The 19,954-nt window shown below is 73.9% G+C and carries 16 protein-coding genes and 1 pseudogene; 6 read left to right on the top strand and 11 right to left on the bottom strand.

The features are described 5' to 3' along the window. Positions 1-187 precede the first annotated feature (187 nt). Positions 188-529: pseudogene (locus ABD343_RS37960) on the top strand (serine hydrolase); the annotation flags it as partial. Between the two features lie 124 nt (positions 530-653). Here ABD343_RS37960 and mycP read toward each other — a convergent pair. Then, positions 654-1,970: a type VII secretion-associated serine protease mycosin gene (gene mycP / locus ABD343_RS37955; protein ID WP_425578367.1), complete on the bottom strand. Its 1,317-nt coding sequence runs from the start codon at positions 1,968-1,970 to the stop codon at positions 654-656. Next, entirely contained in the window at positions 1,967-3,250 is a 1,284-nt protein-coding gene (locus ABD343_RS37950; protein WP_344535111.1) for a hypothetical protein, read from the bottom strand. The genes mycP and ABD343_RS37950 overlap by 4 nt, the downstream gene beginning before the upstream one ends. Positions 3,251-3,632: 382 nt before the next feature. On the opposite strand from ABD343_RS37950, the gene ABD343_RS37945 reads away from it, so the two are divergent. Continuing rightward, positions 3,633-4,847, top strand: a complete 1,215-nt coding sequence (locus ABD343_RS37945; protein WP_344535109.1) for an amino acid deaminase/aldolase — start codon at positions 3,633-3,635, stop codon at positions 4,845-4,847. Between the two features lie 65 nt (positions 4,848-4,912). On the opposite strand, the gene ABD343_RS37940 is transcribed toward ABD343_RS37945, so the two are convergent. From ABD343_RS37940 to ABD343_RS37915, 6 genes are all read right to left on the bottom strand, one after another. Then, positions 4,913-5,806, bottom strand: a complete 894-nt coding sequence (locus ABD343_RS37940) for a DUF2510 domain-containing protein (protein ID WP_344535453.1) — start codon at positions 5,804-5,806, stop codon at positions 4,913-4,915. A gap of 58 nt (positions 5,807-5,864) precedes the next feature. Beyond that, entirely contained in the window at positions 5,865-6,758 is an 894-nt protein-coding gene (locus ABD343_RS37935) for a DUF2510 domain-containing protein (RefSeq protein WP_344535452.1), read from the bottom strand. A 39-nt stretch (positions 6,759-6,797) separates the two neighbouring features. Then, entirely contained in the window at positions 6,798-8,084 is a 1,287-nt protein-coding gene (locus ABD343_RS37930; protein WP_344535107.1) for an HAD family hydrolase, read from the bottom strand. Between the two features lie 275 nt (positions 8,085-8,359). Then, positions 8,360-9,151 (bottom strand): 3-oxoacyl-ACP reductase, encoded by a 792-nt coding sequence (locus ABD343_RS37925; RefSeq protein ID WP_344535105.1) that lies wholly within the window; start codon positions 9,149-9,151, stop codon positions 8,360-8,362. Further along, a complete protein-coding gene (locus ABD343_RS37920; protein ID WP_344535104.1) occupies positions 9,148-10,554 on the bottom strand; it encodes an aldehyde dehydrogenase family protein in 1,407 nt (468 codons plus the stop codon). Before ABD343_RS37920 ends, ABD343_RS37925 begins: the two co-directional genes overlap by 4 nt. Positions 10,555-10,562: 8 nt before the next feature. Next, positions 10,563-11,930 (bottom strand): glutamine synthetase family protein, encoded by a 1,368-nt coding sequence (locus tag ABD343_RS37915; RefSeq protein WP_344535102.1) that lies wholly within the window; start codon positions 11,928-11,930, stop codon positions 10,563-10,565. Between the two features lie 72 nt (positions 11,931-12,002). Between ABD343_RS37915 and ABD343_RS37910 the strand changes: the two genes are divergently transcribed. The 3 genes from ABD343_RS37910 to ABD343_RS37900 all read left to right on the top strand — a co-directional run bounded on the left by ABD343_RS37910 (position 12,003) and on the right by ABD343_RS37900 (position 15,102). Next, positions 12,003-12,728 carry a FadR/GntR family transcriptional regulator gene (locus tag ABD343_RS37910; protein ID WP_344535100.1) on the top strand — a complete coding sequence of 242 codons (726 nt, stop codon included), beginning with the start codon at positions 12,003-12,005 and terminating at the stop codon, positions 12,726-12,728. Between the two features lie 186 nt (positions 12,729-12,914). Further along, the gene (gene eat / locus ABD343_RS37905; RefSeq protein WP_344535098.1) at positions 12,915-14,333 is read left to right on the top strand and encodes an ethanolamine permease; all 1,419 of its coding nucleotides are present in this window, start codon (positions 12,915-12,917) and stop codon (positions 14,331-14,333) included. 40 nt (positions 14,334-14,373) lie between these two features. Beyond that, positions 14,374-15,102, top strand: coding sequence for a gamma-glutamyl-gamma-aminobutyrate hydrolase family protein (locus tag ABD343_RS37900; protein WP_344535097.1), 729 nt, complete (start codon positions 14,374-14,376; stop codon positions 15,100-15,102). On the opposite strand, the gene ABD343_RS37895 is transcribed toward ABD343_RS37900, so the two are convergent. Further along, entirely contained in the window at positions 15,077-16,018 is a 942-nt protein-coding gene (locus ABD343_RS37895; RefSeq protein ID WP_344535095.1) for a LysR family transcriptional regulator, read from the bottom strand. The genes ABD343_RS37900 and ABD343_RS37895 overlap by 26 nt on opposite strands. A gap of 70 nt (positions 16,019-16,088) precedes the next feature. Between ABD343_RS37895 and ABD343_RS37890 the strand changes: the two genes are divergently transcribed. Beyond that, positions 16,089-17,198: a TDT family transporter gene (locus ABD343_RS37890; RefSeq protein ID WP_344535093.1), complete on the top strand. Its 1,110-nt coding sequence runs from the start codon at positions 16,089-16,091 to the stop codon at positions 17,196-17,198. On the opposite strand, the gene ABD343_RS37885 is transcribed toward ABD343_RS37890, so the two are convergent. Next, entirely contained in the window at positions 17,164-17,892 is a 729-nt protein-coding gene (locus tag ABD343_RS37885; protein WP_344535091.1) for a helical backbone metal receptor, read from the bottom strand. The two genes, ABD343_RS37890 and ABD343_RS37885, sit on opposite strands and share 35 nt — an antisense overlap. 290 nt (positions 17,893-18,182) lie before the next feature. Beyond that, positions 18,183-19,769 (bottom strand): TROVE domain-containing protein, encoded by a 1,587-nt coding sequence (locus ABD343_RS37880; protein WP_344535089.1) that lies wholly within the window; start codon positions 19,767-19,769, stop codon positions 18,183-18,185. Between the last annotated feature and the right edge of the window lie 185 nt (positions 19,770-19,954).

The raw sequence follows: 19,954 nt of genomic DNA, 5'->3' as shown, positions 1-19,954 counted from the left end.
GTCGAGGTTACCTGTGCGGATTTCCGTGGCCGCCCGCGAGGTGGGCGGGGGCACCCTCCTCTGCGGCGACGCGCGCCCGTACGTGACGGCGAGCGTCGTGAAGGCCGCGATCCTGGCCGCGCTGCTGCTCCAGGCGCGGGCGGCGGGGCGGGAGCTGGACGAGGAGGAGCACGCGCACGCCGCCGCGATGATCGAGCGGAGCGACAACGACGCGGCGAGCGCCCTGTGGCGCGCGGTCGGCGGCCGTACGGGGCTGGACCGGGCCGCGCGGCGTCTGGGGCTCCCCCGCACCGAGGGCGGCGACGGGGGCTACTGGGGCCTGACGCGCACCACGGCGGCCGACCAGCTCACCCTGCTGCGGAGCCTGTACGGGACGGCGCCCTCGCCCCTCGACGAGGCGGCGCGCACCTACGTCCAGGAGCGCATGGCCCGTGTGGTCGAGGGCCAGCGGTGGGGCGTCTCCGCGGCGGGCGGGGTCACCGAGGGGCTCAAGAACGGGTGGATGCCGCGCGACGCGACCGGGCTGTGGGTCGTGCACAGCGTGGGCCGGGTGACGGCGGGCGGGCGTCCGGTGCTGCTGGCCGTGCTCTCGGACGGGCACGCCACGAAGGAGGACGGCGTCGCGGCCGTGGAGCGGGCGGCGCGGGCCGCCGTCAGGACGCTGGCCGCCCGTCCTCCCGGTCCTCGGAGCGCGAGCCTCCGCTCCCGTCGTGGCGCCACACCGCCGAGTGCGCCGAGGGGCCCGTCGGGCGCGGCCGCAGCAGCCGCAGATGGCGGAGGCTGAGCCCGCTCCGGATCGCGAAGGCACAGGCGATCAGCAGCAGCCCCAGGACGGCCGCGCCGGTGGCGACCCAGCCCGAGCTGCCGCCGCCCCCGCCGGGCCCGGTGCCGAAGTGCTCCTCGGCGTAGGAGTGGACGCGGGGCCGCTGCTTGCGGGGCTTGAGGTGCGAGCCCATCTCGATCGCCGCCGACGGGTCGACGACGCCTGTGCCGACGGCGTCGCTGCGCCCGCCCTCGGGAGTGTTGCGGGCGGTGTCCGCGATCAGCTCCTTGATCTGGGCCGGGCTCAGTTCGGGGTGCGCGGCGCGGACGAGCGCGACGGCGCCGGAGACGAAGGCGCACGCGGCGCTGGTGCCCCAGCCCTCGTAGTACGTACGGTCCGGGTCCGCGATGACGATGTCCTTGCCGGGCGCCGCGACCGTCGCGTACCAGCGGCGGGTGGAGAACGCGGCACGCGCGCCGTACCTGTCGACGGCCGCGACCGCGATCACGCCCGGGTAGGCGGCGGGGTAGGAGACGTGGTCGCCGTCCTCGCCGCCGTTGCCCGCCGAGGCGACGACGACGGCGCCCTTGCGCTGGGCGTAGCGGACGGCGGCGTCCTCGCGGGCGTCGGGGTGCGCGGAGCGGCTGTCGTCGCCGAGGGAGAGGTTGATGACGTCGGCGCCGTGGTCGGCGGCCCAGCGGATGCCGTCGGCGAGGGCGGCGCCGCGCGCCTTGCGGGCCTTGCGGCGCTGCGGGTCGGAGTCCTCCAGCAGGACGCGGACGGGCAGGATGCGGGCCTGCGGCGCGACGCCGATGACGCCGTCGCGGCCGTTCGGACCGTGGCCGTGCCCGGCGATGATCCCGGCCATGGCGGTGCCGTGCCGGGCCCATTCGCGGTCGCCCTTTCCGGCGCCCATGCGGAGCAGGTCCTTGCCGCCGCGCGCGTTGTTCCGCAGGTCGGGGTGGTCGGAGTCGACGCCCGTGTCGAGGACGGCGACCGTGACGCCCCGGCCCTTGGTGGTCTTCCACGCCTCCTTGGCGTTGACCGCCTTGAGGCCCCACTCCTGGTCCTGGACGCCCTCGCCCTCCGCGGCCGCCGGTCCGGCGGGGAGCAGCGCGAGGAGGGCGCAGAGCAGGAGGGTGATGGCGCGGGCCGCGGCTCTCCTGGCCCGGCGCGCGGGCGTCCGGGGCCCCTTCGGCCCGCTCACCGGTCGTCCCCCTTCTTCTCGTCGCCGTCCACGGCGGAGCGACGCAGGCCCCGTTCGACGCGGTCGGCGATGCCCTGCGCGTCGTGGCCGAGCCCGGCCTGGGCGGGGGCGGAGGTCTCGCCCTTGCGGGTCGCGTCGGCGGCGGCCTGGGGGTCGGTGACGACGCGTCCGTCGGCGAAGCCGCTGACCGCGTAGACCACGACGGGCGCGTCGGAGAGGACGCGGACCGTCCAGCTCGCGCGCTGCGCGTCGCCGAAGTCGGCGGCGACGGTGCCGCGCGCGGCGTACGGACGGGGCATCAGGTCGGTGCGCTCGCCGAGGTTCTCGACGGCGAAGCGCTTGCGCAGTCCGCGCATGGCCTCCTGGTCGCCCTTGGTGAAGAGGAGCCCGACGGTGGTGACGCTGCTGGTGGTCTCGTCGGCGTAGGTGGCGCGCAGCAGCCGGTTGCAGCCGACGGGCGAGAGGGCCTTGGCGAGCGTGGGGTCGAAGGCGTGCGCGCAGCCGCTGTCGGGGGCGACGGCCACGCGCGTCCAGCGCCGGTCCGCGCCGCCGGGGCCCGCGGCCTTGCCCTTGAGGGTGCGGGGGAACAGCTCGTCGACGGGCACCTCGTGCCAGGCGGCACGCGCGGGCTCGAAGCCCTTGCCGCCGGAAGGCCCGCCGTCGTCGTCGCTGAGCCAGGCGCCCGCTCCGGCGCCGCCCAGCAGCCCGACGCCCAGCACGAGACAGGCGGCGGCCGCGACCGTACGGGCGGAGAGCGGGGTGCGCCCGGCGGGGGGCGGGAAGTCGGGGGCCGGCGGGGCGGCGGGGGACGGCGGGAGGTCGGGCGGGGGCGGCGCGGGGTGGTGCGGGGGCCGTATGGAGTCCGCGGGATGCGCGGCCCCGGCCGCCTCCCGGCGCGCGGCGCCGCCCGTGGACTGCGGGTGCGCGGTGCCCGGTTCCGGGTGCGTGGCGTCCGGGGACTGCGGGTGCGTGGCGTCCGGGGACCCCGACGGCGCCTTCTTCCCGGCTTTTCGGGCATCACGGCCCGTACCGCGCGTCGCCTCGCCGCGTGTCGCCTCGCCGCCCGTTGCCGTACGCGGGTTCGCCCCGGGGCGCGTACGGGCACGGGGCGCGGTGATCGGCTCGCCGGTGGGAGGCGCGGGCTGCGGCGGGTGGGAGGGGACCGGCGGTCGGGGGCGGGAGCGCGAACGGTCGCGCGGGCTCGGCACCCGGGGCCCGGCGGCGGACCCCGCGTCCCTGCCCTCCTCCGCTCCCCTGGAAGCTCCCCTGGAATGTGGCATCGGTCTGCTCGGCTCGTCTTCCGGGATCGGCTCCCCGTCCGGCTCGGAGGGCGGCGGAGACGCGGGCTTCGGGGGAACGCCGGGACGCGGCGGCACGGAGGGGCGCGGCGGCCCGGGAGGGCGCGGGGGTTCGGAGGGCGGCGGCGGGACGTCCGCACGGTCGGCGTCCGTGCTCACGTGCACCCCCTCCCACGCGGCGGCTTCCCCGCGCGAAGGGCTTCTCGGGGCAGGCCGGTTCGTCCAGGACCGCACGCCGCCTGCCGTCCCGGACGGCGTGCTGCGTCACTCTACGGTGCCGACCGGGAGGGACGGCAACCCGGCGGATGATCGCCCGCGGGGCCGGGGGCTGTGCCGGAACGGCTGGTTCTGGCAAGCTGCGAGGGTGTTCGACACCACTGCCGACCTGGCCGCAGTCCGCGTGCGGTACGACCGCGCGACCGCCCATCTCGACGCCCCGCTGGCCGTCGTGGACCTCGACGCGTTCGAGGCGAACGCGGAGGATCTGGTGCGCCGCGCCGCCGGAAAGCCCATTCGCGTCGCGAGCAAGTCGGTGCGCTGCCGCGCCCTGTTGGAGCGCGTGCTCGCCCGGGACGGCTTCTCCGGCGTGATGAGTTACACGCTGGCCGAGTCGCTGTGGCTGGCCCGTTCCGGCGTGACGGACGTGCTGTTGGCCTACCCGTCGGCCGACCGCGCGGCGTACGCAGAGCTGGCGTCCGACCCGAAGCTCGCCGCGTCCGTGACGGTGATGGTGGACGACGTGGCGCAGCTCGCCCTGATCGACGGCGCGCGCGACGGGGGCACCGAGGAGATCCGGGTCTGTCTCGAACTCGACACCTCCCTGCGGCTGCTGGGCGGCCGGGTGCGCGTCGGCGCGCGCCGCTCGCCGCTGCACTCCCCCGCGCAGCTCGCCGAGCTGGCCCGCGCGGTGCGCCGCCGCCCCGGCTTCCGGCTGGTGGGGCTGATGGCGTACGAGGGGCACATCGCGGGCGTCGGCGACGCCGTGCCGGGCGCGGCGCTGCGCTCGCGGGCGGTGCGGCTGATGCAGGCGACGGCCCGGCGCGAGCTGGCGGCGCGGCGCGCGGCGGCCGTACGGGCGGTGCGCGCGGTCGCCCCCGACCTGGAGTTCGTGAACGGCGGCGGCACGGGCAGCGTGCAGCACACGGCCGCCGAGGCGGCGGTCACGGAGATCGCGGCGGGCTCGGGGCTGTACGTGCCGCGGCTGTTCGACAACTACCGCTCGTTCACGGGCCGTCCCGCCGCGCTCTTCGCGATGCCGGTCGTGCGCAGGCCGGGCGTCGGGGTGGTGACGGTGCTGGGCGGCGGCTATCCGGCGTCCGGTGTCGCGGGCAAGGACCGGCTGCCGCAGCCGTTCCTGCCGCAGGGCCTGCGGTACGACGCGCAGGAGGGCCCCGGCGAGGTGCAGACCCCGCTGCTGGGCCAGCCCGCCGACGATCTGCTGATCGGCGACAAGGTGTGGTTCCGGCACGCCAAGTCGGGCGAGCTGTGCGAGCGTTTCGACCGGCTGCACCTGATCCGGGGCAGCCGGGTGGAGGAGACGGTCCCGACGTACCGGGGCGAGGGCCAGACGTTCCTGTAGGGCCCTTCTGATCCAGCCTGATCCATCAGAAGGGCCCTAGCCCGCCCCGTCGGCCCGCCCCCTGGTCAGACGTTCTCGCGGGAGCCGTCGTCCTGGGCGGAGCCGCGGCTCACGCCGTCGACGAGCTTGTCCATGTCGCTGAGCGGCGGCGCGTCCTTGTGGATGTCGAAACCGGAGCGGACGACGAGCATCTCGCCGGAGCCGTCGGGGTGCGGGAAGGCGACGGACTCGACGTAGGCATCGGGCTTGATCTTGTTCTTGATCTTCCAGCGGACGCGGTAGCCGTCCTCCCCCGCGACCTTCACCTTGCCCTTCTCGATGACCTTGTGCGAGGTGATGCCGCCGTAGGTGTCCGCGTTGTAGGCCGACTTGGCGTTCCGCTCGACGTCGGTCTCGGCGATCTCCTTCGCCGGGCCCTTCCCCTCGGCCTCCACGATGGACGAGCCGCCGCGCAGGCACTTCTCGTGGGCGTCGCCGGGGCAGTCGTAGGTGCCGATCATGACCGAACCGCCGGAGCCCTCCCAGCCGTTGAGCTTGGGGAGGCGTACGCCGTCGGCGGGGGCCGGCCGGTCCGCGTCCGGCGGCGTGGTGGGCAGCTCGGGTTCCCCGGTGGGCGGCTCCTCGTCGGGCGGCTCCTCGTCGGGGGCCGGTTCCTTGTCCTTCGGGATCTTCGGCGCGGAGGACCCGGGCCGGGCCTCGTCCCCGCCGGAATCGTCGTCCGTGCCGCCCAGCAGCAGCACGGCGCCGACGGCGAGGGCCGCGACGAGCACGACGGCGCCCACGAGACCGGCGATCAGCGGTCCCCGCCCGGCGCGGCCGGGCGGCGGGGGCGGCACCGGGGGGAATCCGGCGGCGGGGCGCCGGTTCTCGGTCCACGCGGAGCCGTCCCACCAGCGCTCCTGGGGCGGGTGGTCGGGTATCTGCCCGGGATCGGGATACCAGCCGGGCGGGGTCGTCATGCTCACCCCACGCACCCTATGGCAACAGGTGTGCGACCTGTAGTGATTCCGGTCGCGTTCAGGCGGTGTCGTAGTCGTCGGGATGGCCCTTGCGCACGCCGTCGACCAGGGTGTCCATCTCCCGTGGCCCGGGCGCGTCCTCGTGGATGTCGAGGCTGGTGCGGACGAGGAGCGTCCTGCCGGTGCCGTCCGGGTGCTTGAAGGCCACGGACTCGACGTACGCGTCCGGCTTCCGCTTGTTCTCGATCTTCCAGCGGACGCGGTAGCCGTCCTTCCCCGCGACCGTCACCTTGCCCTTCTTGATGACCTGGCGGGAGGTGATGCCGCCATAGCTGTCCCGTGAGTAGGCCGACCTGGCGTGCATCCCGATGTCCGCCTCGGCGGTCCTCCGCACGGCCGTGCCGCCCGGGGACGTGAGGATCGTCGAGCCGCCGCGCATGCAGACCTTCCCCTTCGCGCCGGGGCAGTCGTACGGGCGGGTCGTCACGGCGGTGCCGCCCGAATCCTTCACCCGCTCCCACCCCTTGAGCTTGGGGAGGTGGACGCCGATCGCCGGGTTCACCTTCGGCGCGCCCGGGGGTGTGGAGGACTCGGGCTCCTCCTCGGACGGTCGCGGCGGCTTCCCGGACTGCGAGGAGCGCGGCCGGGCCTTCGACTCGTCACCGGAGTCGTCGTCCTCGCCGCCGAGGAGCAGCACGGCGCCGACGGTGAGGGCCGCGACCAGCACGACGGCACCGACGAGACCGGCGATCAACGGCCCTCGCCCCCGTCCGGGGCTGCCGGGCGGGGGCGAGGCCGGGGGCCGCGTCGGAGGCTGCGTCGGGGGCACGGCGGGGAACCCGGCGGCGGGGCGCCGGTTCTCGGTCCACGCGGAGCCGTCCCACCAGCGCTCCTGGGGCGGATGGCCGGGTATCTGTCCGGGGTCCGGATACCAACCGGGCGGGGTCGTCATGCTCACCCCACGCACCCTAGGCCAACACGCGTACGAGAATCAGGCGTGCGCCGTGTCCCGCTGGTCGGGAATGACCGAGCCGTCGTCACGGCGTACGGGACCGAGGCTGCCGTCGGGGTTGGTGAAGCCCTCCGTCGCGCAGCGGTACGGCTCGGATTTGGCCGGAAGCGGCTCGATGAACATGGGGTTCACGGCCCAGCGCCCGTCGGCGTCGTCGTAGCCCCGGCACATGATCTCCGGCTTGTTGCGGTTGAGCACGAGGTGGGTGCCCGTCGCGTCGCCGACGAAGGTGACGTCGGTGTCCGCGTCGCCGCCGCCGACCGCGATACGGCGCGAGGGCTTCTGCTTCTCCCAGGCGTCGTCGCCGTCGACGCCGAAGATCTGCTCGTTGATGACGCAGCGCTTGCCGTCCATGTACGGGATCGCCTCGCCCTGGCCCGCGGGCACGTCGCCGCAGCCCTCCATGGCGGTGGTGATCCGGCCGTGCTTGATCACGCTGCGGATCGCGATGGTGTGCTTACGGTCTATGCCGACGCCCTTCGCCCACTCCTCGGCGACCGGCTCCGAGCCCGCCGAGACGATGTAGGTGGCGAACCCGGCCTTCTTGAGGGTCCGGATGAGGTCCTTCTGCTGCGCGTAGTAGCGGCTGTACGCGGGGACCGTGTGGGTGCCGATCTTCTGCTCGCTGCCGACCGGCGCGGCGAGGGCCTCGTCGCGGGCCGCGCGGGCGTACGAGCGCAGTTCGGCGACGGTGTGCCCGGCGAAGAGCTGCGGGACCCAGGCGTACTCGGGGACGGTGCGGCGGTGGTTCCAGTCGCCCTCGAACGCCTCTTCGCCGCTCATCGTCTTCGCCTCGCCGCGGACCTCCAGGATCTCGTCGGCGCAGGCCTTGTCGGTGGAGGTCGGGAGTGGGCGGCCCACGGGCACGTCGGTGCCGCACGCCTCGGTGAGGGCGCGGTGGGCCGCGGGGGTGAGCCACTTGCTGGTGGCGGACCAGCTCTTGGGGCGGAGGATCTTGTCGTGTTTGAGGGCCCAGACGATGGTGGCGTCGGTCGAGTCGTTCTTGACGACCGTGTTGTCCCAGTCGAAGGCCGCGACGGGGCGGTGCTTGCCGCCGCGCCAGCCGTCCGAACAGATGCCCCGCTCGTCGATGGTCCGCTGGAGCTTGGCGCGGTTGTCGCCGAACCAGGTGAGCTTCTTCGAAAGCTGGGGGCAGTGGTGGCGGTGCTGCTGGCTCTGTTGCGGGTGGGCCTGCGCCGGGGCCGCCGTCAGGGCGGCGGCCACGGCGGTGAGCGCCACGCCGGTGAGAACAGTTCTGCGATACATGGCTGCAACCTACAACTGCCCCCTGGCCCTGTCGCCCTGGGGAGCGCGAAGGGGGTGCGCCCCTTCGCGCCAGGGGCGCGGGAACTGCGCGACCAGCCACGACGCGGGCGCGCCCCGCGAAATCGGGAACGGGGCACCCCGAACCCGGCCCCTGCGCAGCCGTACCCGGCATCGGGGCTGCGCTTGCCAGCCCTGCTCCCCCAAGCTCTTCGAGCAGGGAGGTACCCCCATGCGCAGACCTCCCAAGCACAGCAGGTGGACATAGGTGTGCCCTCTTACACCGGCGTGACGTACGCACCCGCGATGCCGCCGTCCACCAAGAACTCGGCAGCGTTCACGAAGGACGCGTCGTCGCTGGCCAGAAACGCGACCGCCGCCGCGATCTCCTCCGGTTCCGCGAAGCGGCCCACCGGCACGTGGACGAGACGCCTCTGGGCACGCTCGGGGTCCTTCGCGAACAGCTCCTTCAGCAGGGGGGTGTTGACCGGCCCCGGGCAGAGCGCGTTGACGCGGATCCCCTCGCGGGCGAACTGGACCCCCAGCTCGCGGGACATCGCGAGCACGCCGCCCTTGGACGCGGTGTAGCTGATCTGCGAGGTGGCCGCTCCCATCACCGCCACGAAGGAGGCCGTGTTGATGATCGACCCGCGGCTCTGCTCCCGCATGTACGGCAGCGCCGCCTTGCAGCACAGGTAGACCGAGGTGAGGTTGACCTCCTGGACGCGCTTCCACGCTTCGAGCCCGGTCTCCAGGATCGAGTCGTCGTCGGGCGGCGAGATGCCCGCATTGTTGAAGGCGACGTCGACGGAGCCGTAGGTCTCGTACGCGGTGCGGAAGAGCGCCTCGACCTGCTCGGGGTCGGTCACGTCGACCTTGACGTAGAGCCCGCCTGTCTCCTCGGCCGCCGCCTTGCCGCGCTCGTCGTCGATGTCGGCGCAGACGACGTGGGCGCCCTCGGAGGCGAGTCGGCGTGCGGTGGCCAGGCCGATGCCGCTGCCCGCGCCGGTGACGACGGCGGTACGTCCGACCAGGCGGCGGCACTCGGCGGTGCCGGAGGTCTGTGTCACTGCTGCTCCCCTGCTGCGTTGCTGACGGTGCTGATGAAGACGTTCTTCGTTTCCGTGAAGGCGGCGAGCGCGTCGGGCCCGAGTTCACGGCCCAGCCCCGACTGCTTGTAGCCGCCGAAGGGAGTCGCGTAGCGCACGGCGCTGTGCGAGTTGACGGAGAGGTTCCCCGCCCGTACGGCCCGGGAGACGCGCAGCGCGCGGGCCGCGTCCCGGGTCCAGAGGGAGCCCGCGAGTCCGTACTCCGTGTCGTTGGCGAGCCGGACCGCGTCGGCCTCGTCCTCGAAGGGGATCACGACCGCGACGGGCCCGAAGATCTCCTCGACAGTCGTACGGTCGCCGGGCACGCCCTCCAGCACGGTCGCCGGGTACCAGAACCCGGGTCCGTCGGGGGCGCTGCCCCGGATGAGCGCCGGGGCCTCCTCGGGGACGTACGCCCGTACGCGCTCGCGCTGCGCGGCGGAGATCAGCGGGCCCATCTGCGTGTCCTCGTCCGCCGGGTCGCCGACGGCGAAGCCCCGCACGGCGGGCTCCAGCAGCTCCAGGAAGCGGTCGTACGCGGACCGCTGGACGAGGATGCGGCTGCGGGCGCAGCAGTCCTGGCCCGTGTTGTCGAGGAACGAGGCGGGCGCCGCGGCGGCGGCCTGCTCCAGGTCGGCGTCGGCGAAGACGATGTTCGGGCTCTTGCCGCCGAGTTCGAGGGTCACGCGCTTCACCCGCGCGGCGCACTGGGCCATGATCCGCTTGCCGACGGCGGTCGAGCCGGTGAAGACGACCTTGGCCACACCGGGGTGCTCGACCAGCGCGTTCCCGGCGACCGGGCCCTCGCCCGGCAGCACCTGGAAGAGCCCCTCGGGCAGCCCGGCGTCCAGCGCCAGCTCGGCCAGCCGCTTCGAGGTGTACGGCGTGGTCTCGGCGGGCTTGAGCAGCACCGCGTTGCCCGCGGCGAGCGCGGGGGCCACGCCCCAGGCGGCGATCGGCATCGGGAAGTTCCAGGGCGCGATGACCGCGACGACGCCGAGCGGCTCGGCGAAGGTGAGGTTCACGCCGTCCGCGACGGGAATCTGGCTGCCGGTCAGCCGTTCGACTCCCCCGGCGCAGTAGTCGAGGAGGTCGCGGAAGTTTCCGGCCTCCCAGCGGGCGTTGCCGATCGGGTGGCCCGCCTCCTGGACCTCCATCCGGGCGAGGGCCTCGGTGGTGATGTCCACGCGGGACGCGAAACGGCGCAGCAGCCGGGCGCGGTCGGCGGGGGCGAGCGCGGCCCACTCCGCCTGCGCACGGGTGGCGCGCGCCACGGCCGCGTCCACGTCGGCGGGCGAGGCGGCCCGGACGCTGCCGATCAGCTTCTCGGTCGCCGGATTGATGACGTCGAGCTCGCGCTCGTACGCGTCGTGCTCCTTCAGCAACTCGGTCCTCACATGCGTTCGAAGGAGCGGAAGCGCTCCCAGTCGGTCACGGCGGTGTCGAACGCCCGCTGCTCCACGCGGGCCATGTTCCGGTAGTGCGCGACGACCTCGGGGCCGAAGGCCTCGCGCGCGACGTCGCTCGCCGCCCACAGCTCCGCCGCTTCCCGCAGCGTGCCGGGAACATGCGCGGCGTCGCCCGTATAGGCGTTCCCGGTGCACGCCTCGGGCAGCTCCAGCTCGTGCTCCACGCCGTACAGCCCGGCGGCGATCATCCCGGCCACGGCGAGGTACGGGTTGACGTCGCCGCCCGGCACCCGGTTCTCCATCCGGTGCCCCTGGCCGTGCCCGACGACGCGGTACGAACAGGTCCGGTTGTCGGGGCCCCAGGCGACGGCGGTCGGCGCGAACGAGCCGGGCTGGAACCTCTTGTACGAGTTGATGTTCGGGGCGTAGAGCAGCGTCAGCTCGCGCAGCGCGGCGAGCTGGCCGGCGAGGAAGTGCCGCATCGTGCGGGACATCCCGTACGGCCCGTCCTCGTCGGCGAGCACGGGGCGCCCGGCCTCGTCGCGCAGGGAGAGGTGGATGTGGCAGGAGTTGCCCTCGCGCTCGTCGTACTTCGCCATGAAGGTGAGCGACTGCCCCTCCTGCGCGGCGATCTCCTTGGCACCCGTCTTGTAGATGACGTGCTGGTCGCAGGTGGTGAGCGCGTCGGCGTAGCGGAACGCGATCTCGTGCTGGCCGAGATTGCACTCGCCCTTGGCGGACTCGACGGTCATCCCGGCGGCGGCCATCTCGTTCCGGATCCGGCGGAGCAGGGGCTCGACGCGGCCGGTGCCGAGGATGGAGTAGTCGACGTTGTACTGGTTGGCGGGGGTCAGCTCGCGGTAGCCGCCGTCCCACGCCTGCTCGAAGGTGTCCTGGAAGACCATGAACTCCAGCTCGGTGCCCGCGTACGCGCTCCAGCCGCGCTCGGCGAGCCGGCCGAGCTGGCGCTGGAGGATCTGCCGCGGCGAGGCGACGACCGGCGAGCCGTCGTGCCAGGCGAGGTCGGCGGTGAGCAGCGCGGTGCCCTCGTTCCAGGGGACGCGGCGGAGGGTGGCGGTGTCGCCGTGCAGCGCGAAGTCCCCGTATCCCCGCTCCCAGGACGACATCTCGTAGCCGTCGACCGTGTTGAGGTCGACGTCGACCGCGAGCAGGTAGTTGCACCCCTCGCTGCCGTGGTCGAGCACGTCGGACAGGAAGAACGGGGCGGCGAAGCGCTTGCCCGTGAGCCGCCCTTGCATGTCGGTGAAGGCGAGGACGACGGTGTCGATCTCGCCCGCGTCGACGAGTCTCCGCAGCTCGTCGACGGCGAGCGGGGGTGTGCGGTCTGCCACGGGTGGGCCTCCTGTCGCGCTGCCGGGAGCCATAAGGTAGTCACGAAGACCATTGTTCGGGAAGGGGTTCCGATGAACGAACGGCACGACGCCGCGCGGGACGGCGGCGACCGGCTGGCCACTGTGCTGCGCCCCGTCCGCGCGGGCAACGGCTTCGAGGAGGCGCTGGAGCAGATACTGCAGATCGTCCGCCTCGGCCTGGTCGCGGAGGGCGAACGGCTGCCCGCCGAGCGCGAACTGGCCGAGCGGCTCGGCATCAGCCGGGTCACCCTGCGCGAGGCGCTGAAGGTCCTCGCGGACCAGGGGCTCGTGGAGAGCAGACGGGGCCGGTACGGCGGCACGTTCGTACGGGAGCGCACCCCGGGGTCCGCGGCGCCCGCGCCGGACATCGACCTGGAGGACACGCTCCTCTTCCGCGAGGTGCTGGAGACGGGCGCGGCGGGGCTGTGCGCGGCGCGGGGCCTGACGGACGACGAGGAGGCCCGGCTGCTGAAGTCCCTCGACGCGACGCGGGACTCGGCGCTGCCGGATTACCGGCGCCATGACACGCTCTTCCATCTCACGCTGGCCGAGCTGGCGGGCTCGCCCTCGCTCACCGCCCAGTACGCGGCGGTCCGCGCCTCCCTCAACGATCTGCTGGGCCGCATCCCCCTCCTGGTCCGCAACCTCGAACACGCCCAGCACCAGCACGCTGCGCTGGCGGACGCCATCTTGGAGGGCGACCCGGACGGGGCCCGCGAGATCATGCGGGAGCACTGCGCGGGCACGGCGGCCCTGCTGCGCGGCTTCTTGGCGTAACGCCCAGGGGCGCGGGGAACTGCGCGACCGGCCACGGCGACAGCCGCACTCGGCAGCGGCGGGCAAGGGGCACCCCGGAATCCGCATCCCGTAACACGGAATTCACGCACGAGGGTTGCGGAGAAGCAGTCTCCAGCACAAAGGTATGGCCGCACACCAATGGCCGAGGCGGCAGGAGCGTGGCACATGTCCGAGGAAACCCAGGAGTACCTGGAGCGCAGAACGTTGCGCCGGGGCAACGCGGGCCCGCTCCTCCTCACCGGGCTCGGCGTCGCCTACGTCGTCTCCGGCGACTACTCCGGCTGGAACCCCGGCCTCGCCGAGGGCGGCTTCGGCGGGCTCGCCGTCGCCATGGTCCTGATGGGCCTCATGTACACGTGCATGGTGTTCGCGCTCGCCGAGCTGTCCGCGATCCTCCCCACCGCCGGCGGCGGCTACGGCTTCGCGCGGCGAGCGCTCGGCACCTGGGGCGGCTTCCTCACCGGCACGGCGATCCTGATCGAGTACATCCTCGCGCCCGCCGCGATCGTCTGCTTCATCGGCGACTACGTCGAGTCCCTGAACCTCTTCGGCCTGGAGTCGGGCTGGCCCGTCTACCTCGTCTGCTTCGTCATCTTCATCGGCGTCCATCTGTGGGGCGTCGGCGAGGCGCTGCGCTTCTCGCTCGTCATCACCGCGATCGCCGTCGCCGCGCTGCTCGTCTTCGTCTTCGGCGCGTTCACCGACTTCAGCATGGCGAACCTGGACGACATCAAGGCCGACCCGGACGCCGTAGGCTCCAGCTCGTGGCTGCCGTTCGGGCTGCTGGGGATCTGGGCCGCGTTCCCGTTCGGCATGTGGTTCTTCCTCGGCGTGGAGGGCGTGCCGCTGGCGGCGGAGGAGACCCGCGATCCCGCGCGTACGCTGCCGAAGGCCATGGCCTGGTCGATGGGCATCCTGCTGCTGCTCGCGCTGCTGACGTTCCTCGCGGCGACCGGCGCGCGCGGCTCCTCCGCGATCCAGGGCGTCGGCAACCCGCTGGTGGAGGCCCTCCAGCCGGACGGGAAGGCGACGACCCTCTCCCGCGTCGTCAACTACGCGGGCCTGGCCGGGCTCGTGGCCTCCTTCTTCTCGCTGATCTTCGCGGGCTCGCGGCAGCTCTTCGCGCTCTCCCGCGCCGGATACCTGCCGCGCTTCCTCTCCCTCACCAGCCGCCGCAAGGCCCCGTACCTCGGGCTGCTGCTGCCCGGCGCGCTCGGCTTCGCGCTCGCGGCGGGGAGCGGGGACGGCGCGAAGATGCTGAACATCGCGGTGTTCGGCGCGACCATCTCGTACGCCCTGATGTCGCTCTCGCACATAGTGCTGCGCAAGCGCGAGCCGCATCTGCCGCGGCCGTACCGTACGCCGGGCGGCGTGATGACGTCGTCGATCGCCTTCGTGCTGGCGTGCGCGGCGCTGGTCGCCACGTTCCTGGTGGACAAGCAGGCGGCGTTCATCGCGCTGTGCGTGTACGCGGTGGCGGTGGCCTACTTCGCGCTGTACTCCCGTCACCGGCTGGTGGCCGCCGCCCCGGAGGAGGAGTTCGCCGCCCTGGCGGAAGCGGAGGCGGAGCTGTCACGGGACTGAGACTGGAAGCCGACGACACAGCGAGCACCGGAGACACCCCATGCCCCACCCCGTCCCCCTGATCGGCATCAGCACCTACCTCGAACCCGGCGCCCGGTGGGGTGTGTGGCACAAGCCCGCCGCGCTCCTCCCCTCCGGCTACCACCGCATGGTCCAGCGCTCGGGCGCCCACGCCGTCCTGCTGCCGCCCGACGGGGACCCGGGCTCCGCCGACGCGCTCGTGCGGCGGCTCGACGGCGTGATCACGGCGGGCGGCCCCGACGTCGATCCCGGGCGGTACGGCGCCGAGCGCGACCCCCGTACGGGGCCCGCGTACCCGGAGCGGGACTCCTGGGAGATCGCCCTGACCGGGGCGGCCATCGAGCAGGGCAAGCCGCTGCTCGGCATCTGCCGGGGGATGCAGATCCTGAACGTGGCGTTCGGCGGCACCCTCGTCCAGCACATGGACGGGCACCGGGGCGCCGCGGACGGCGTGTTCACCTCGCACCCGGTCAAGCCCGTCCCCGGCACGCTGCTGGAGCGGGTGCTGCCGGAGCCGGTGGACGTACCGACGTACCACCACCAGTCCGTCGCGGACACCGGCGCGGGGCTGGTCCCCTCCGCCTACGCCGAGGACGGCACCGTCGAGGCCCTCGAACTGCCGGACGCCGACGGCTTCGTGCTCGCCGTGCAGTGGCACCCGGAGGAGGGCGACGACCTGCGGCTGACGGAAGCGCTGGTGGAGGCCGCCGTCGGCGCGGCCGTCAGCGGCGCGCGCGGGTCAGCGTGAGCAGTTCCCGCGCGGGGCCCGTGGGCCGCGCGCCCTTCGGCCAGACGGCGCGGAGCGCGCGGCTCAGCTCCACCCCGTCGACGGGGACCTCGATGAGCTGACGGGCGGACAGCTCGTCGCCGACGGCGAGTTCGCTGAGCACGGAGGGGCCCGCGCCGCTGACGGCGGCGGCCTTGACGGCGGTGGTGGAGGCGAGTTCGAGGAGGGGCGCGGCGAGCCCGCCGTACGCGTCGAGCGCGACGTCCAGGACCTGCCGGGTGCCGGAGCCGGGCTCGCGCAGGATGAGCCGGGCCCCGGCCAGCTCGGCGGGCGCGAGCGGCTTGCGGCGGCGGGCCCAGGGGTGGCCGGGCGCCGCGACGACGAGCAGCCGGTCGTGCGCGATGACCGTGCCGTCGAGCCCGGACGGAATCCCCGTGCCCTCGACGAAGCCCAGGTCGGCCTCGCCGCCGAGGAGCAGCGCGGCGACGGCGGCGGAATTGCCCGCGCGCAGCGAGACCGCCGTGTCGGGGCGGGCCGTGCGCAGGGCGATCAGCCAGCTCGGCAGCAGATACTCGGCGATGGTCATGCTCGCGGCCACCGTGAGGCGCGAGTCGCGCCGGTCGCGCAGCGCGGCGACGCCCGCGTCGAACGCCTCGGCCGCCTCCACGATCCGCCGCGCCCAGTCGGTGACCAGCGTGCCCGCCGGGGTGAGGCGCGAGCCGCGCGGCGAGCGCTCCAGCAGCGTCACGCCGAGCTGCGCCTCCATCGAGCGGATACGGCCGCTGGCGGCGGGCTGCGAGACGCCCGTCTCGCGCGCGGCCCGCCCGAGGCTGCCCAGGCGCGCGACGGCGAGCAGCAGCTCCAGCGCTCCCAGCTCGGGCACGCGGTGCGCGAGCGCCGGATCGGGGACACCCGTGGCACCCGCTGGCTCAGTCATAGGTCCAGCTTATGCCCTCATAGGGACAGCCTCCCTGGTGGGACGTCCTGAGCGGGCGGAGCCTGAGGCCATGACCGTTGACGCGCACGCCACCGCCCCCGCCGGGGACCGCTCCGCAGCCCCTCCCTCCGCCGCCTCCGCGCCGCCCTCAGCGCCGTCCTCCCCGCTCCGCGCCCTCGGTCCCAACTGGTACGCCTCCGTGATGGGCACCGCCATCATCGCCAACGCCGGTGCCGCGCTCTCCGTGCACGTCCCCCGTCCCGCGCTGCTGGCCGTGTGGACACTGTCTGCGGCGATGCTGGCCGTGCTGCTCGTGGCCCGCGCGGCGCACTGGATCCACCACACCGACCAGGCCCGCACGCACCTCCTGGACCCGGCGGTCGCCCCGTTCTACGGCTGTCTGTCGATGGCGCTGCTCGCCGTCGGCGGCGGGGCCCTCGCGCTGGAGGTGCCCGGCGGCGTCGCGCTGGACTGGGTGCTGTGGTCGGCCGGTACGGCCATCGGGCTGGCCGCGGCCGTCGCGGTGCCGTATCTGATGGTCGCGCGGCACGAGATAGCGCCCGGCACGGCCAGTCCCGTATGGCTGCTGCCGGTCGTCGCGCCGATGGTGTCGGCGGCGCTCGGCCCGCCACTGGCCGCGCACCTCCCCGAGGGGCAGCCGCGGCTGACGATGCTGCTGGGCAGCTTCGCGATGTTCGGGCTGAGCCTGCTGGCGACGCTGCTGATCCTGCCGGTGGTCTTCTCCCGCCTGACGCACTACGGGCCGCTGCCGCTCGCCCTCACCCCCACGCTCTTCCTCGTCCTCGGGCCGCTCGGCCAGTCCACGACAGCGCTCGGCAACCTGGCCGACGCCGCGCCCGGCGACTTCGGCGCGCTCGCGGTGCTCTACGGGGTGCCGGTGATCGGGTTCGCGCTGATGTGGCTGGCGCTGGCGGTCGCGATGGTCGTACGCGCGGCACGGCGCGGAATGGGCTTCGCGATGACGTGGTGGGCCTTCACCTTCCCCGTCGGCACCTGCGTCACGGGCTCGGCCTCGCTGGCCGAGCACACCGGGCTGGACGCCTTCACGTGGCTGTCGGTCGCGCTGTACATCGGCCTCGTGGTGGCCTGGGCGGCGGCGTCCGTACGCACAGCGGGCGGGCTCCTCAGCGGAGCGCTGCTCGGAGCGCCGCGCCAATGACCCCCGGGGCCTCGCTCAACGAGGGCCCGTACCAGGTGAGATGGCGCCCGCTGACGAGCGCCGCGGGCAGGCCCGGAAAGGCCTCGGGGCCGTCCTCGGCGGAGAAGGCGTAGGGCTCGTCGGGAAGGACGACGAGGTCGGCGCGGCCCGGCTCGTTCAGCTCCTCGACGGGGACCTTGGGATAGCGCTCGGGGTGCGCGGCGTACGCGTTGCGCACCCCGAGGTGCGCGAGGAGCGCCCCCGCGAACGTGTCACGCCCCAGCACCATCCACGGCCGCCGCCATACGGGCACGACGGCGCGGACGTCGAACTCGGCGCGCGCCTCGCGCCAGGCGGTCTCGGCCTCGTCGAGCCAGGGCGGGCGCGGGAGCCCGCACCCCTGGGTGAGCACCCGGTCCAGCTCCCCGAACCCCTCGTCCAGGGTGCGGATCTCGGTGACGAGCACATCGAGCCCGGCGCCCTTGAGGGCCTCCAGGTCCGGGGGACGGTTCTCCTCCTCGTTGGCCAGCACGAGATCGGGCGCGAGCCGCACGATCTTCTCGACGTCCGGATTCTTGGTGCCGCGCACGCGCGTGACGTCGAGATCCCCGGGCTCACTGCACCAGTCGGTGGCCCCGACCAGCAGCTCTGGCCCTGTCGCGGCCACGGCCTCGGTCAGAGACGGCACGAGGGAGACAACGGAACGCACGACCATGCGCCAACGGTACTTGGCCGCACTGGCAGAGGGTTCGCTTCACGTCGGCCTACTGTGCTTGGGAGGTCTGCACTTCTCCCTCCCGCGAAGCTCGGGAAGTCTGCGCTGGGGGTCCCCCCTGCTCGAAGAGCTTGGGGGAGCAGGGCTGGCAAGCGCAGCCCCCACGCCGGGTCCCCGCGCACGAGACCCGGGTACGGGCTGCCCCGCGCCCCTTAATCGGACACCCTCCTGCGCTCGGCGAAGGCGGCGGAGCCGGTGGGCACCCCCGTGGCTCACCGGCCCCGCCAGGTTCAGGCGGCGCGCTCCCACGGCCACGACGCCCCGCGGCCAGCGGACAGCAGGCTCACCATCGTGAACAGCTTGTCCGAGAAGCCGCCGATCTCGTGGCGGCCGGGCCGCGTGCCGTCGAGCGCGGACGGCGCGTAGCCGGTGGTGTTGACGCCGAACATCGGCACCTCGGGCGGCACGGCCTCGGAGACCGAGACGCCCCGGCTCTCACGGCCGTCGTACCGGAACGCCTGCATGTCCGAGATGAGGACGACCCGCTCGTGCCCGTCGTACGTCTCGCGCAGCGCCCGCACCGTCTCCGTGCCGTGGCCGACCTCGCCGATCCGGGCGCAGAACGCGTCGATGTCCCGCAGGACCGAGCCGCCGTGCGTCAGCGCGTGCCGGAAGTGGCCGTTGGCGAAGCCGACCAGGTCCACGTCGCAGCCGCGCGCCGCCAGCACGGCGCCGAACAGGGCGCCCACGTCCACGTGGGTGACCTGCGAGCGGCCGGAGACGCGGCCCGTCATGGACGCCGACGTGTCGACCAGCACCAGCGTCCGGCCCGGCAGCGCGGGCACGTTGGCCGTGGCGGCCGTCAGCGCGGCGTCCAGGGCGTGGCCCCAGCGCTGCGAGGGCGCCGCGCGGTGCGCGGACAGGAAGCGGTACGGGAACTGCCGCGAGCGCGCGATCACCTGGGGGTCGCGCAGCCGGTCGAGGACCCGCTGCGCGGCCTCGTCGCTGATGCCGGCCTCGTCGAAGTTGCGGAGGTTGCGGATCTGCGCCATCAGGCCCATCGAGGGCAGCACGGCCTCCCATGCCGCCGCGTCCATCGGGCCCTGAAGCCAGCCCGCGAGGGCCTCCCAGGTCATGCCCGCGCGGGCGAGGACCTCGGCGGCGTCCGGCTGGGCCGGCACGAGCTGCCGCTCGACCTCGGGCATCGCCATCAGCTCGGCCCGTGCCCGTACGGTCGGCAGCGTCTCCGGAACCGTCTCGTCCCGGCCGTGCCGCCGGTCCAGCGCGTGCCGGAACAGCTCGCCCTGCCACGGCTTCTCCGGGTCCGGCGCGGCGTGGGTCAGCTCCAGGACGTCGGCGAAGCGGAAGCCCTTGCTGTCGGTGTCGTACTTGAGCAGGGCCTTCTCGCCGTAGAGCCGCCGCACCGCGTCGCCCACGCCGCGCTTGACGGGCTTGGGCAGGGCGCGGCCGAACGTGCCGGTCCAGTACGCCAGGAACTCGCCGGGCTCGTCCGGGCGGCCGCAGGCGGCGTCGACGAGCTGCCGGTTGCCGCCGTGCAGCCCGGCCCGCAGCCGCGCGTGGACGGCGTGCGCCGCGGCGACGAGCGAGGCGGAGCGCATCTGGGCCTCGCCGCGCAGCCACGCGACGAAGCGCGCGGTCCACTCGCCGTCCTCGACGGCGACGGTGCGGACCAGGTTCGCGTAACGGTCGTCGCGGTCGGCGGCCTTCTCGTAGAAGGTGTCCTCGCCGACCATGTTCACGACGGCGAGCAGCACGAGGTCGGACTTCGCGTCGCGGACGTATGCCTTGCCGCCCTCGTGGGTGACGGTCAGCGCGTTGCGCGCGGGCTTCTTCACGCTGCGGTTGAACTTGCTCATGATTCCCCCGAATTGAGCGGTACGGAAAGCTGTGGATGAACTGGGGGAAGGCGCGCGGCAATTCCGGAGACGCCCGAGATCTCAGGGCAGGCGGCGGTGTTTTCTGAGAAGGAAGTATCCGTCGCCTTCGCACCGGGCGTTCCGGTGTGCCGAGCACGCCTCCCGAGATCGGAGCGGCGACGGCG

The sequence above is a fragment of the Streptomyces albiaxialis genome (genome assembly GCF_039530985.1).
In the GTDB taxonomy this organism is placed as follows: Bacteria; Actinomycetota; Actinomycetes; order Streptomycetales; family Streptomycetaceae; genus Streptomyces; species Streptomyces albiaxialis.
This window is presented reverse-complemented; position numbering and strand designations above follow the sequence as displayed.